Source organism: Thermococcus aggregans (assembly GCF_024022995.1).
GTDB lineage: Archaea > Methanobacteriota_B > Thermococci > Thermococcales > Thermococcaceae > Thermococcus_A > Thermococcus_A aggregans.
In genome coordinates, this window is sequence record NZ_CP099582.1 from 408,581 (window position 1) to 424,110 (window position 15,530).

The 15,530-nt window shown below is 42.7% G+C and carries 7 protein-coding genes; 6 read left to right on the top strand and 1 reads right to left on the bottom strand.

What is annotated here, in order from left to right:
- Nucleotides 1-4: 4 nt before the first annotated feature.
- Nucleotides 5-2,311: a glycosyltransferase family 39 protein gene (locus NF865_RS02405; RefSeq protein ID WP_253305030.1), complete on the bottom strand. Its 2,307-nt coding sequence runs from the start codon at nt 2,309-2,311 to the stop codon at nt 5-7.
- 103 nt (nt 2,312-2,414) lie between these two features.
- Between NF865_RS02405 and NF865_RS02410 the strand changes: the two genes are divergently transcribed.
- From NF865_RS02410 to NF865_RS02435, 6 genes are all read left to right on the top strand, one after another.
- Nucleotides 2,415-3,638: an oligosaccharide flippase family protein gene (locus tag NF865_RS02410; RefSeq protein ID WP_253305031.1), complete on the top strand. Its 1,224-nt coding sequence runs from the start codon at nt 2,415-2,417 to the stop codon at nt 3,636-3,638.
- On the top strand, nt 3,635-4,753 hold the full coding sequence (locus tag NF865_RS02415) for a glycosyltransferase family 4 protein (RefSeq protein WP_253305032.1): 1,119 nt from the start codon (nt 3,635-3,637) through the stop codon (nt 4,751-4,753). Before NF865_RS02410 ends, NF865_RS02415 begins: the two co-directional genes overlap by 4 nt.
- The gene (locus tag NF865_RS02420; RefSeq protein ID WP_253305033.1) at nt 4,746-5,861 is read left to right on the top strand and encodes a glycosyltransferase family 2 protein; all 1,116 of its coding nucleotides are present in this window, start codon (nt 4,746-4,748) and stop codon (nt 5,859-5,861) included. Before NF865_RS02415 ends, NF865_RS02420 begins: the two co-directional genes overlap by 8 nt.
- A complete protein-coding gene (locus tag NF865_RS02425) occupies nt 5,861-7,003 on the top strand; it encodes a glycosyltransferase family 4 protein (RefSeq protein ID WP_253305034.1) in 1,143 nt (380 codons plus the stop codon). The genes NF865_RS02420 and NF865_RS02425 overlap by 1 nt, the downstream gene beginning before the upstream one ends.
- A 494-nt stretch (nt 7,004-7,497) precedes the next feature.
- A complete protein-coding gene (locus NF865_RS02430; RefSeq protein WP_253305035.1) occupies nt 7,498-13,260 on the top strand; it encodes a carboxypeptidase-like regulatory domain-containing protein in 5,763 nt (1,920 codons plus the stop codon).
- Between the two features lie 257 nt (nt 13,261-13,517).
- Entirely contained in the window at nt 13,518-15,455 is a 1,938-nt protein-coding gene (locus tag NF865_RS02435; protein WP_253305716.1) for an ArnT family glycosyltransferase, read from the top strand.
- The last annotated feature ends 75 nt before the right edge of the window (nt 15,456-15,530 follow it).

The following is a 15,530-nucleotide window of genomic DNA, read 5'->3' on the forward strand; positions in this document are numbered from 1 at the left end:
AGATTTAATCTCTCCTAAAGATGCCCCTGTCCAGTATCTTCTCACCTTCCATATACGCATACCTTACAACATCTCCTTCTACTTCTTCTGGAAGCTCAAGCTCCGTCTTATTTTCAACGTTGTATTCCCCTTCAAACACCGCCGTCCCGTTGTCCAAGAACCCCCATATTTTTAGCTTCGTCCCCACTGCGTTCTCAAACTTGAATATTACTTTGCTTTCGGTTCTTTCAATCCTCACATTTGGGTGTTTGAGTTTCAGGATTTTTATCAAGCCGCCATCTGAATAAACTAGCTCATAGGGCTCACTCGCATTGATGAAAAGCCTTACTAGAGGTGTGTTAAACGCTTCCTCGTTCATAAAAATCGCATATTTGTAATCAAGATTTACGTAAAGGTATGTGTTCGTGTTTGAGTAAGCTAATTCCGGAGTTGTTATGTCCCTATGGTACTCAACGAAGAGTTTCTTGGGAGATATTGTCTTCCCATTCAGGTTTATTCTGACATCCCATTTTTCTCCGGGCTTTGCCAATATTTTGTATTCCCCTCTCTCAAAGGCCAGAATCCCGCCGTAAGATAAAGTCAGTGGCAGAACAACCAGCCCATATCTTTCGCTGATGTTGTAACTGGGGTGAGCACTGGCAGTCTGCACTATCGCATCAAACTTTAGGAAGTCGTAATAGCTCACAATAACGTAGTCCACCCCAAGGTTTATAGCCCAGTTCTCATCTCTTTTTCCCAAGTAGTAGAGGGCAACATCCGGATTAGGTGCTATTTCAGCCAGGGGACTTCTCCTCGAGTAGTACGTTATCCAAGCCCCATAGTCCCACCAGGCTAAAACAATGTCGTTCTCGTTTGAGTTATTCCCGAGCCACGTCAAAGCATCCTCCCACGCTTCATTCATAAAGGGCTTTGTGTTTAGGACATTTTCAAATGTAAAGACCCCGTTTATTGTCGGGAGCAGTATTAGAAGAGCTAAAACGACGCCATACGCCTTCTTGTTTTCCAACTTTGACACTATCAGTTCATAAGCTTCCACCACTCCTGCTCCCACCATAAGGGCTACAGCCAGTGAGCCTATGGAGACAAACCTTGACCAGGTAGAGAGCATATATAGGCTCGGGATAATCAATCCCAGAAGGAGGAAATCGACTAATTTCACTCGCCCTGGGCGGAAGCGCAGAAGGAATAGTGGACTTAGGAAAAGGCTTATTGAAAAGGCATTCCACAGATCTTGGAAAGTTGTTGGGCTTGTCTCCATTATTGGAACGCCCTCAAACATACCAAAAACGCTAGAAAGCTCTTTCAATGCCGGGAATTTTAAGAGGAATATCAAAATGGACACTGCAGCTAAGCCGAGTATAGCTCTCACCTTTGCTTTTTTGTCTTTCACGAATTTTGAGAGCAAGAGCAAAAGTATTACAAAAACCAGAGCCAGCGGCACGAGGTAGTAAAGATGAACCAAAAGGTATGCGTCCTTTATTAGTCCAAATTCAACCCCCAGCTTTGCTGCGATGGATCTTCCAAAGTCTCCAGTGTATCCAAGCATGCCGTAGCCAAATTTTCCTCCTAAGAAGTTGGCTATAAATGCCCCCAGTGCTGTCGAAAGAATTAGAGCGAGGCTGTCTAACAAACGCTCTTGCTCATTGAGTAGAAACGAACCGATAGCCAATAACATACCACTCAAAATTAGAAATATGAATATTGGGTAATAGGCCTGCCAGAAGATTGAGGCTAAACCGCTCGCAAAGGCCGGAACTAAGTAGAACAGTAGCCTTTTGTGCCCCCATTTTTCTTTGTCTGCACTGAATGCCAATGCTATCCCAAGTAAAGCTATTGAATACCAGAAGAGCATGTAATTGTCTCCCCTATAGTAGTTTGCCATCGACCTAAAGACGTGCCCAAAGCTCAAAGCCAAAAACAAAGCCGAGAAGAAAGCTTTCTTATCACCATAGAACTTCCGTAGGGCGAGATAAAAGAATATTATCGTCAAAACTCCAAAAATCACCGGCGTGATCCTAAAAGCATCGTAAAGAGAAACCCCAAAGACACTCAAAATTTTGTAGATATAAGCAGGAGTCATCCAAAGCCCAAGAGGGTGGAAGTCTCTAACTTGAAACCCCCACGGGCCATTGGCAAGAGTGAAGAAGTTAAACCATTCCCCCGCTTTCAAAGCCTCCTCAATATAAGCCAAATGAAAATACGGATCATAACCGAGGAGATACCTAAATCTCAATGGGAGGCTTCTCAAAAGTACTGCTATGATCGTGAGAAAGGCAAGTGGAGTTAGAGAAGATTTTCGTAGGGATTTCATTTAATCCCACCTGCGTTTTTAGGTTTGGCTTTTTTATATTCAACGATATCCTTAAAAAATGCTTGCATTAAGTCGGGTAGTGGAATACTGAGGGGGGCGTTTAATGAATCTTAGCCGCCTGCTTGGTCATGAGTTCTACATAAGCACATTCATTTTGATGGTAGCAATAATCGTTTCAAATCTCTTCAATTACCTTTATCAAGTTTTTATGGGCAGGTTTTTGACCCCAGCGGAGTATGGAGAATTACTAGCCTTGTTATCTTTACTCTACGTGGTTTCCGTGGTGTTTGATACTATCAATGCCTCATCGACAAAGCTTTCTGCATTATACGGGAACAGAAGAAAACTAGTACGTAAAGGAAGTTTTTTAGTCCTCGTTGCAGGTGTTCTGTTATATTTCCTACTCTTGGTAGTGTCTGTTCCCCTTTCAGGGTTTTTGAATATTCAGGAGTTGAGTTACTTTTCTCTTGTTTTTCTTTCTGTCCCTCTCGGCATGCTACTATCTTTTTACCAGGGTATTTTGAGGGGACTCCAGAAATTTGGTAATCTTGCCATAAGCATATCATCTTGGGCCGTGTTCAAATTCGCAATTGGAGCTGTACTTGTCATAAAAGGGCTGGGGGTTGTGGGGGGCATTTTGGGCTTTCCCCTGGCCTCGCTACTCACAATATTCCTAACCTTAGCGTTCATTTGGAGAAGAACTGAAGAAAGTGAGTTTGAAAATGCCAAGTCCTTAGATCTAAGAGATTTTTTGAGATTCAGCTGGTTTGCCTTTTTAGCAATGCTTTTCTACGCTTCTCTGTGGAACTTGGACTTAATCCTTGTAAAACATTATTTTCCCCCAGCAATTGCGGGGCAGTATTCTGTTATATCCGTGGTTGGAAGAATATCTCTGTTCTCAACAATGGCTGTTGGACTGGTTGTACTACCTAAAGCAACTAGGAGTGGCAAAAACCAGAAAATGCTTCTAAAAGCCTTGGGGTTCACTTTGATTGTCTTGGGCGTGGTTTTAGCGCTCTATTATTTCATCCCGGAATTCATACTTAATGTCCTTTATGGTCCAAAATACATCACCCTAACCCCCTACATTTGGAAATATGGATTAGCTATGTCATTTCTTGGAATGGTCAACGTAATGATGAACTATGGACTGGCTACTGATAACTTTAAGATCGTCTATTGCATGATTTTTGGGGTTTTAATGGAAGTTCTGGGCATTATGCTTTACCATGGAAGCATAGGGGCAGTTATAAATGTTGTAGTTTGGGCAACTTTTGCAGTATTCGTCTTGATGCTTTTGGTTATCTGGAGGGATGAAAGGGCATGAGGATTGCATTTATCTACGATGTAGTTTATCCATATGTGAAAGGGGGTGTTGAGAAGAGACTCTATGAGCTCGGAAAACGCCTTGCCAGAAAACACGAGGTCGTCTGGTTTACCTTAAAATGGTGGGAAGGGAAAGATACAATCGAGAAAGATGGGATTCAAATAATAAGCGTGGGAGACTCAAAGACACTCTACCACGGAGGGAGACGATCAATATCAGAAGCTATTTATTTTGCTTGGAAAATGCTCCTCAAAGGTTCTCTCGGAGACTTTGACGTGATTGATTGTCAGGAGTTCCCGTATTTATCGTGTTATACTTCTCGCTTGAATCTCCCAAAGGGAGCAAGTTTTGTCATAACTTGGCACGAGTTTTGGGGAAAATACTGGAAAGATTATCTCGGGAGTGCTGGAATTGTCGGAGTGAAAATAGAGAAGGGGCTAACAAAACTTACAAGGCACCACATAGCAGTCTCCAAGATCACTAAAGATTATCTAAAGGAAATAGGAGTCTCAGCTGCCTTGGTTCCAAATGGCATCGACTTTAAAAAGATTGACAAAATAAAGAAGGGAGAGCGGAGCTTTGACTTCCTCTTTGTTGGCAGGTTAGTCAGGCACAAAAACGTCGACTTTCTTCTAAGGAGCATTGCTCATGTTAAGAGAGAGCATCCCGACATAACTCTGGGAATAATAGGGGATGGACCTGAGAGAGATAACCTCGAACTTTTAGCAAGGGAACTTGGAATTTCTTCCAATGTTGAGTTTTTGGGGTTTTTGGAGAATCATGAAGAGGTAATTTCAACAATGAAATCTTCCAAAGTTTTTGCATTTCCTTCGTTGAGGGAAGGGTTTGGAATTGTTGTTTTAGAGGCCAACGCCTCTGGGCTTCCTGCTGTGGTTGTTGACCATCCTTTAAACGCATCGAAAGATTTAATTGTGCCATGGAAAAATGGTTTTGTGAGTAAAAACAGCGAAAAAGACTTTGCGGAACATTTAATTGTTGCATACGAACATAAGAAACGATTGGGAAAGACTGCCAAAAGCGTAGCAAAGAAATATGATTGGGATTTAATCGCCAAGGAGTTGGAGAAATACTACCGGGGGATTTTAAATGGTTGATGTATCTGTTGTATTGCCAACCATGAATGAGGAAGAAGCAATAAAGGTCATTTTGCCCAAGATAAAAGAAGTTTTAGGTAAAATGAGAATATCCTATGAAATCGTAGTCGTTGATAAAAGCAATGATAATACCCCCAAAATTTCCCAAGAGCTCGGTGCGAGGGTTATAAGACAAGAAGGGAAGGGCTATGGCGATGCCTACCTTCTCGGGTTTGAAAACGCGAAAGGTAAGATTATAGTCATGATGGACCCTGACGGGAGTTACGACCCGGAAGACATCCCAAAAATTCTGGAGCCGATACTCAACGGGCGTGCGGATTTTGTCATGGGGAGTAGGCTTAGGGGTGAGATTGACGATGGAGCAATGCCCTGGCTCCACAGGCGCATTGGAAACCCCCTCCTCACATGGATACTCAACTTCCTTTTTAAGGCAAATATAAGCGATGCACACTGCGGAATGAGGGCCATAACAAAGGAAGCCCTAGAAAAACTGCCACTCAAATGCAAGGGGATGGAGTTTGCCAGTGAGATGGTGATTGAGGCTGTTAAAGCAGGGCTGAGAATAGAAGAAGTCCCCATAAGGTACCATGAAAGGATAGGGGAATCCAAGCTCAGCTCCTTTAGGGATGGGTGGCGGCACCTGAGACTTATGCTGCTTTATTCACCCTCTCATCTCTTTCTCCTTCCGGGAATATTTCTTCTGGGAATGGGCGTTCTCTTCATGGGGTATGCATATCTAATCAACCCGGAAAGACTGCATACCCTAATACTTGGAAGCGCCTTAACACTCCTCGGTTTTCAGGTATTGTCTTTCGGCATTTCTGCAAAAGTCTACGCTGTTAAGGAGGGTTTTGAAAAGCCCAGTAAATTGACAGGATTTTTCATTAGGTACTCCGTCCTCGAGGAAGGTTTGCTGGTAGGAGGCATAATGTTCCTCATAGGTATTATCCTAGGTATCTATATCTTCCTGCAGTGGAGGGCAAGCGGGTATGGAGAGCTCTTTATGCTCAGAGAGGCCGTGCTAGTGCTTACCCTAACAACTCTGGGAATATCCGTGATGTTCTTCTCCTTCTTTGTGAGCATATACATGCTTAAGGGGGAGCGTTGATGGGGAAGCACATACTCGTTGTTTCTCCATACTTTTATCCCGAAGGGGGAGGACTTGAGAGGTATGCATTCAATATGGCCCAAGAGTTGGCAAAAAAAGACAAAGTCAAGGTTTTATGCATGACGAGAGGAACTGAAAAGATTGAAGAGATAAACGGAATCACCGTCTACCGCGTTAAGCCAGAAATAATAATATCAAACACTCCAATAAGTTTGAGGTTCATCTTTAAGGTGGCCCGTGCGATTAAGGATAGCAAACTTGTAATTACCCATACTCCCGTTCCTTTTGCCGCAGACATTGCATCTTTCTTTGCCAAATTAAAAGGTATTCCTATTGAGATAGTCTATCACACAGTGGGGCTCAAAAAGGGAGATAAAATACTTGACTTTGTCGCTAGCGTATATTCCTTAACTCTGGAGAGAATAACGCTAAGGGGGTCAACAATAATTGCCGTTTCTGGGACTGTGTTTGAGTACTTCAGGGGCAGAGGATACCACTCCAGAATTTCATATCCCATGCCAGATATTACAAAATTTAACCTTTCCAAAACCTGCAAAAGAGAAAACGCAGTGCTCTTCGTGGGCCAGCTAGGCAAATACCACAAGTTTAAGAACTTAAACCTGCTCATAAGGGCTTTTGCAGAGGTTTCAGAGGAATTTCCGGAATGGAAGCTTTGGGTGGTCGGGAAAGGAGATATGGTAGATGAATACAAAAATCTAGTAGAAAAGCTAGGAATAACGGAGAAAGTTCACTTCTTTGGGGGTTTGGGAGATGAAGAGCTTTCAAAAATATACTCAAAGGCCAAGCTACTTGTTCTCCCGTCTACCTTTCCTGAATCCTTCGGAATGGTCGTTGCAGAGGCCCTAGCTTTTGGTACCCCGGTAATCGTTTCACCTTATGTTGGGGCAAAGTTCTTAGTGGATGACAGAAAAAATGGAGTGATTTTGAAAGACCTCAAGGAAGAGTCCCTTGAAAATGCTATGAAAAATCTGATGAGAAACCCAAAGGCTTTGAAGAGGTTCTCTCATATTGCCAAACATAAGATGCGTGCTTCTCTTAAAGGAGAAACTCCCCTAGTTCCCAATGATATAGATTTGGACAGGAAACATGAGCGAGATACCAGAATAGATTGTGAATGTTAGGTTTTAAGTTTTTTGTGAGAGAATCGAATATTACGAGACAATTTGAGAGTATTAATGGCCCGAAGTAGGTGAGTTAATTTAGTATTAATCTCTTGACCTTTGGATTGCGAGAGTTAGTTCTGTAGAGTAGGATGTGAAAAAGCCGTGAAAAGCACAAAGTACTATGTTGTATTTTTTTTGTTACATTAGTTATACCATACGAATGTCGTCAACAAGTAGGGAATATCCCCCAACATACTCAATTAACTGCTATCGCCATAATAACTAGTTTGATAAAAATAACTAACATAAGATGTACAAGATGTAACAGTTAGTTTGGAATTATTCAATAGTTCCCTTAATCAAACAATTACCCTTAGTAACAAGCATTAATGAGGTAATTAAGTCATTAATGAACAATTATCGAAAGGCTTATAATGTTTGAAAGTATAAAATCATATTGGCCTCTCAGAGGCCGGCCTCTGAAAAAAGAAGTAAGGTAAGGTGAAGGATTTATGAATAATAATAAGAGCAAATATTTAGGTGTGTTGCTAGCAGTTTTAATGCTAGCAACAGCAGTGCCAGGGTTCTTAGTTCCAGTAAGTGCTGCAGCTCCAACTTCTATAAGCGCAACAGTTGGTACAAATTACCCCAATAACAAGATATTTGCAGGGTTACCAGTGAACATATCCTTAAACGTCACTTATGACCAACCAGCGAACAGTTACGTCCGAGTTACAGTATACTACAATGAGATAAGCACTGCTACTAAGCTTTATGAGACACCAGATGGCAATATACCTGGATTCCCAGTAACTAATGGAACTGCCCATATTGAGTTGCCTGAATTAAGATTTCCTCAGGAAGCTGAGACGGCAATTATTGTGCTTTATGACCCACTGTACGAGATAACGGCAAATGAGACCCTTCCAGTTCTCTTCCCATACAACGTAACATACACTGTTACATCGGCAGTGCCGTACTACAATACAACATGGAAGTATGACATGGCATTTAAAGAGATACCCTTCAATCTGACAGTAAACGTGACATATGACCCAGATAGTAGTGTAGGTGCTCCAAGTAATGTTACTGCAATAGTCTACCTCCCAGACGGCACAGATAATACCACAATAATATCCCTAACCAATGGTATTGGCAGTGTAACATTCGAGAACTTGATTTCAAACAGTATTGGAACTGTTGAGATAACTGTAGCGGACACTATAAACAAGTTAACTAAGACAATATCTGGCCCAGAAGTCCACAACTGGTGGATTGAGTTTGATGTTAACTACACTACCGACTTCAGCTTGACATATCCACCATATGCAAAGCTTCCATTCAACATAACTGGAAATGTAATTGCATATACGGACTTTGGTGCACTCTTAAGTGTCAATGATAACGTTTACATTGAACTAGCAGAGAACTCTACATACAACACAACTACCACTATGATCAATGGAAATGCTTCCTTCAGTATGAGCGATATTACCTTGGAAGAAGGAGGTACCTACTACCTCTATGCAAACATGAGCATGTACTCCCCAACTGCCACCCTCGAGTTCAACATAACTTCATGGGACATCAATATAACCCCAACCATAACCTGTGATGGCGTAGAGTGTGCATACTTCTATGTGGGTCTCAACCAGACCCTTAACATAACGGTTAACTATCCAGTCAGCCCATACAACATTGCTTCAACAGCAAACTACAGCATCCTCCTAAACGACGTTGAAATACACAACGGCACTATAAATGTCGTCAATAACACCGGCGAGGTTATCATTCCGGTTAACTTCAACGAGAGTGGAGTCGTTACCATTGAAGTGTGGGACGAAAACTACCAAGAATTTAACAGCGTAACCATTGAAGTTAGAGAGTGGGGTCTTGATTACGATTACACCGTTACCCACTACCCAGACACGTACTTCATCACTGATGACAAGTTCTACGTTGGAATTCCGGCTAGCCTAACGCTGGATGTTATCTACACCCAGCCTTGTCCGATAAACGCCACCGTCAACATAACCTTACAGCTTCCAAATGGTACAGTGCTTACCAATTCGACGGTCGTCTCAGATGATACCAGCACCATATTTACATTCCCAGAGACGTTCCTATTCAAAGAGCCAGGATTCGTTGTAGTGACATACACCGACAGCTTTGACAAGAGCGTTAGCTTCAAAATACCTGTCAAGGACTGGGGTATCTTCGTGGACGTATCCCCAGAGGAGCTCATCCAAGGCGAGAGCGTCAACTTCAACGTATTCGTAGCGGAGTCACTGTACTTTGGCGATACCTGGGAAAGCGGTCCAGGAAGTAGAGATGTCACAGTTACAATTGAACTCCCCGATGGCTATGTTGAGACAAAGAACCTTACACTTGAGCAGAATGATGACTGGTACTCCGGTCAGGGCGGCTACCAGGGAATAGTGACATTCGAGAACGTTACACCACAGATGCCGGGACTCGCTTGGGTCACAGTTACCGATGTACTCAGCGGTAAGACCGTGAGGATGCCGGTAGAAGTAAAGGTTCCAGAAGACTACGTCGGAAAGGTGATACAAGTAACAGCCACACCAGAGTCAACCCCAGTTTATAAATACATCCCGAACGCAATGGAGATTACCATTGAGTACTACAACAGAGATGCTAACGGAGGCCTTACCCCGGACAACGGTCCCCACTACATGAGAATACTCGTATATGACGCAGATGGTAGTACTGTGATAGTCAACACAACTGCCTCTACCAACGAATACATGTACATTCTGCCAGTTGATGAGATTCCAGTTAACGGCCTCACACCAATAGCCATCCACGTCATCGACTTGACCAACACAAGCATCAGAGGTACTACAACAATCCCAGTCACCGACTGGAGTGCCATCATAAACATCGAGGACGTCACGGTCTGGAAGTATGTTGACAACACTCTCACGGTATCGGTGGAGCCGACTAACGGTGTCCCACTCACTGCAGCCGACCTTAACGTTACCGTCAGCACCAACTACGGAAGTGACAACGGCATGGGAGAAGTTACAATATCACTGACTGATCCAACTGAAAATGTCACCGGAACCGTCGAAGTCTACTACAAAGATTACCTCATTAACAGTACCACCATAAACATACCAGTCACTCCATGGAACGCCACCATAACCGTTATTCCAGACAAGATTTACTGGGGTATATCAACTGATGTCACGGTAAATGCTGAGCCAACTGACAGCCATCCGGACGAGGATGTTCCAGTTACTGCAGCCGACCTTAACGTTACCGTCAGCACCAACTACGGAAGTGACAACGGCATGGGAGAAGTTACAATATCACTGACTGATCCAACTGAAAATGTCACCGGAACCGTCGAAGTCTACTACAAAGATTACCTCATTAATACAGTAGCCATTTTCATCCCAGTAGAGGAGTGGGCAGTTAATGTGGACTACGAACCAAAGACGTTCTACTACCTGCCAAACGGATACGCCAACGAGCCCCTCGTTGGAAGTGTTGTCCTTGACCTTCCGGCCAGCATCGCGAGTGCTGCCAATATAACATTTGAGGCCTCGCTTCCAACGCTAGGCATTGGTGGAGGCTCAAGTGGAAGCAACACCTTCACGTTTGACTTCACTTGGGCTCCCGAGAAGTTCGTATTCAACAGTAGCGGCGTGGTTCCTCTAGTGGTCAAGCTATATGACCCGGCCACAAACTTCACGTACTTCGAAGAGACCTATGAAATACCCATCGAGCTCGCCCTTGATGCCGAGATAAGCGGAACATACTACGAAGACGTTCCAACGGACTTCGTAATATACGTCGAGTCTATCTCCGACAATCCGAATATAACCGTCACGATAAACGACACTGACTACACTACCACAGTTGATCAGGATGGCGAAATAATTATCGAGGACGTCACGCTTGATGCTGGTAACTACACGGTGATAATAAGTGATGCATCTCTTGGAGCAACCATAACTAGAACCTTTGAAGTCAGGGAGTGGTACATCGAAGTTAATGTTATCCCAGATGAAATCGTTGCGGGAGCAGCTTGGAATGTATACTCTGAGGTTAGGACAATAGACTCAACAACTAATGAGACCGCCCCAATAAGTGGTCCTGTTGATATTACAATTGAATTCTCGGATGAAACAATAATTAGACCAGACTCACGCCCAGTTGAGTTAGTAAATGGTATGGCAGAGTTTAGAAAAGTACTCATAGCTCCAGTACCAGGAAACTACAGCATTACTGCGACCATCTACAACCACACCGACGCATTAGTGCTAAATGTAAGAGCTCCAGAGCCTAATGAAGTTGCATGGGTGTATGCGAACATTAGGATTGAAAACACTACTGAAACACCTGATGAACCCACTGTAATCTATATATCTTGGGCCGATGCCCCACTGGAAAGACCAGACATCCCGTACTACCCAGTTTACGACCCCATAACAGGTGAACTAGTAAAAGCAGATGCAGGAGAGGATGAAGTGGCGTTTAGAGTATATGCTGGCGGTGGCGAGTATGAGTGGGCATGGTGGCAATGGGGTTACGTTATAGCAGTACCCGAAAATGTCCACAATGCATTAGAAGTCCCAGAGATTCGGGATGGTGAAGTTATCAGACCAGTAGCCGATACATATGCAGATTATGAGCACTCTGTTACGTCAAACGGATACTACAACTGGACCATCACTGTGACTGCTGATAAGTATGATGTAACCTACGTCTACAAACCGCCAATGTATCCAGGACTGCTATACATCGAACAGGCATCATCATCCTTCCAAATAAACGCCATATATGTTGGAGCTACAACTGAAACAGAGTTAGCAGATAGTCTCACTAACTTCACTACAATCGAAATTGTTCCAGACAACCTCACATTGAGCCTGCTTGATGAAACTGACAAGAAGCTCATCAAAGAAGGAGAAGAAGGGCCAGAATTTACAATACAGGCATTACTAAGGATAATGAACGCCAGCGAGCAGTTCGAAGAGCAGTTTGCTCCGTTCGAGGAATGGATAATGGACATAGACTTCCTTTCCGAGGAGCAGAAAGCAGAGATCATCACCAACATTACTGCCCAAATCGGAGAACTTCCGAGCGAGCCAGTTCCATATCCAAATGCTACAATAGAATTCTACCACACCAATTCAGCAATTGCAGATCTCATACCAGAAAATGCTACAACTGATGAGAGCGGTACTGCAACAGTAACTGTTAAATCAAAAGCAACAGCTGATATGTTACCTGAAGAACTAGCTCAACTAGTAGGTAGCACTACAGTTAGTGCCACCTATGGAGCACTTCCAAGTAGTAACAACATAACAGTTACATTCTTAGGAACAGGTTCAGTATCAGGAGATGTCACAGACATCACAGGAATGCAGATTCCAGGAGCTAAAGTGTACCTCAAGATAAAAGTTAACGGAACGTGGGTTAACGCAACAGACTACTACGGCAATCAATTAATCACGCAATCTGCAGAAGATGGACACTACTCAATTGACAATATTCCAGTTTACAGTTCTGAGGGTACAGAATACTTAGTAGTTGCGGAATTCTCCGAAACAAAAGGATATGCCTATGTAACAGTAAAACCATTCGTAACAGCAACAGCAGACGTCAAACTTACTGGAGAAGTTCCATCCACAGGCCTTGCAATTTATAAGCAAAAAGTCCAGCAGGCTGAGCACGTGTACGTGGTTTACGGTAGTGATGCTCTCAGCAGTGATTCATTCGCAATCTCAGCATACATAGCCCAGACAGTTCCACCAGAGAAGTTCCTCATGAGGACTGACGCCCAGCTCGACATGAGTGCGCTAACAGACAAGGACGTTGTTGTTTCAGTCGGTGGTCCGGCAGTTAACGAGGTAACAGCAGCCTTCGAGCCAGTTGCTCCAGTCCACATGGTACTTGGCGAAAACATCACAATAGTTACTCCAAAAGGAAACCTCACCTGGAGCGCCCCAGAAGTCTGGTACAACGTCACCGAAGGATACTTCATCATCCAGCTCTTCGAAGACAATGAGACAGGCGCACTAGTAGTCACAATCTACGGTACTGATGCCGACTCAACACTCGCAGGAGCATACTACTTCGCCAACACAATCTATCCAAACCTCGCCGACTACGCAGAAGTCAGCTGGATCGTCGGCAAGTGGACTGACAGTGATGCTGGCGAACCAGTAGTAATCCTCGACCCAGCCGACGACAGTGGATTCAACCCAGCAGACACCATTACAATCGTCTACAAAGGCTGAAAGCCTTTTTCAAACTTCCTTTTTCTCTTCTTTTGCCTTTTGCAATTCTTCGAAGTTCTAAAAACTATCACAAACATTTTAAAGGAATACAGCTTATTTGGTATTCGAGGCCTATGAACGCGCTCCGTGAAGAATTCAAAAACAAAAGTGAGGTGTTTTTGATATTTATTGCCTATGCATCCTTCGTTGTTCTTGTATACTATCAAATATTCATTAAAAGCATCCCACCCCTAATATGGGATCAGGCAATCCATTTCATGGATAGCATTAAATATTATCGCGCATTGAGAGACCTAAGTCTCACTCCCCTTATTTTTGCAGATAGATATTACCCACCATTTCCCCAGCTTTTGGCAATTCCTGGATATGTGATTTTTGGGGAATCCCCCGAAGTCGGAATTTTCACCGTGAATCTTATAGCAGTTGGATTAATTAGCTACTCTATCTACAAACTCTCCAAAATACTAGACATAAAAAAATCAGGCTTTTTGGCAGTTCTTGTTCTTTTGACTTCTCCGATAGTGCTTGATCAATCAATAGTTTTCATGGTAGATTTAACGCTAACTGCAATGGTTACAGTTGCTTGGTATTTTCTTCTAAGAGCTGAGGAATTCAAATCGAGAAAGTACTCAATTCTCGCTGGGATAACCGCAGGCTTGGGCTTGCTGTGCAAATGGACTTTTCCGTTTTTCATTGCTGTTCCAGTGTTGTATGGGTTAATAAAGGGATTCAAGAACAACTGTGTTCACAAGGAGACTTTAAAATGTGAGATACTTAGCAATTTTGCTCTTTTTGTTTTGGTGGCTTTTGTGATTTCGGCGTGGTGGTACTTGCCAAACTTGAAAGTGTTAATACCCGCACTATTATACAACAGTAGAGTGAGTGGTGCCTTGGAAGGAGACCCAGAAGTGTTTTCATTTCAATCAATTCTGTACTACCTTTGGGTGTTTGTTAATTATTATCTCGGTCTGCTGGGGTTTGTTGTGTTTACTATTGTGTTGTTCTATGTCTGTAAGGAAAGAAGACAAAATACGCTAACAAATCTTTTATTGTTCCAGTTAATTTTCTCTTACGTTCTTTTCACATTAACCCGGAATAAAGCTCCCCGATTTTTAATGCCAATAATTCCACTTTTGGCTATGTTGGTTTCCTATGGTACTGAAAGTTTGGTAAGACAGAACAAAAAAGTGCTAAGCATTTCGATTACAGTTATTCTTGGGATCTCTGGGGTTTTTAATGTTTTGACATTTCTTGGTGCTCTCCAACCAACATCGATCACTCAAAGCTCTTTAATTGCAATAAATGGGGGAAAATTGTACTTTACTGGAGTTTACGAAAGTAGAGCATTTGGACATTCAGAATGGGGAGCTTACTTGAAAACCACAGAAAAGGACTGGAAGATCGATGATATTCTTTCGGCAATAGGTTGCCCCCAAACTCAGAAGAAATTATATGTTCTGGCCAATAATCCATGGATAACTTGGCCGTTAAGGTATATGGCATTGCTTAGGGGATGTAATATCGAGGTTATAGAACCTATTGAAGAAAACTATCTCCTCTCCATTGCTTCAGACTATGTTCTTTACACTGAGGGAGGCTTTCTAGCTGAACCGTGGGCCATTAATTATACTTTGAAAGCCAGGGAATTGTTCATTCATTATAACAATAGTAGCGGACACTTTATAGGAATTAACAGATTCCAATTTCCAGATAGTGAAGGAATTCTTTATAAAAGAAGCTCAAACTACACACTCTTACTCTCGAACTTATCAACAGATATAACGAAAAAGAGATGTTCAATCTCCAAGCCTATTTTTGCTCAGAAAATAGAACTTATAGGCTTGTGCATTTATCAAACAATGCATGATAAACATGTGCTTTTAATTGAATACTACTGGAGAACAAATTCGCCCATAGAAAGAGATTATGAAATATTTGTGCACTTTACCGACGAAAAAGGGAACATTATTTTTCAACAGGATCACCAACCTTGTGGAGGAAAGTGTCCCACTTCAAGTTGGAAACCTGGAGAAATAATCCACGAAGCATACATAGTCAAAATTCCAGCTCAAGGTACTTATCAAATTCGCATTGGATTTTGGTATCCCGACACTGGAGAGAAACTTCCCGTAGATGAGGCTCACAACGATGGATACAATAGGGCAATTATAGAGACTTGTGAGTTCCCACTTTAAATGAAGTCTAATTCTTTTTTCCAAAACACTTTCACAGCCTAAGTTTAGTATCCTGCAGATTATCCTTGTAGTATT

Coding starts and splice junctions, on each gene's coding strand:
- NF865_RS02405 (WP_253305030.1), bottom strand. CDS start 2,311: ATGAAATCCCTACGAAAATCTTCTCTAACTCCACTTGCCTTTCTCACG.
- NF865_RS02410 (WP_253305031.1), top strand. CDS start 2,415: ATGAATCTTAGCCGCCTGCTTGGTCATGAGTTCTACATAAGCACATTC.
- NF865_RS02415 (WP_253305032.1), top strand. CDS start 3,635: ATGAGGATTGCATTTATCTACGATGTAGTTTATCCATATGTGAAAGGG.
- NF865_RS02420 (WP_253305033.1), top strand. CDS start 4,746: ATGGTTGATGTATCTGTTGTATTGCCAACCATGAATGAGGAAGAAGCA.
- NF865_RS02425 (WP_253305034.1), top strand. CDS start 5,861: ATGGGGAAGCACATACTCGTTGTTTCTCCATACTTTTATCCCGAAGGG.
- NF865_RS02430 (WP_253305035.1), top strand. CDS start 7,498: ATGAATAATAATAAGAGCAAATATTTAGGTGTGTTGCTAGCAGTTTTA.
- NF865_RS02435 (WP_253305716.1), top strand. CDS start 13,518: ATGGATAGCATTAAATATTATCGCGCATTGAGAGACCTAAGTCTCACT.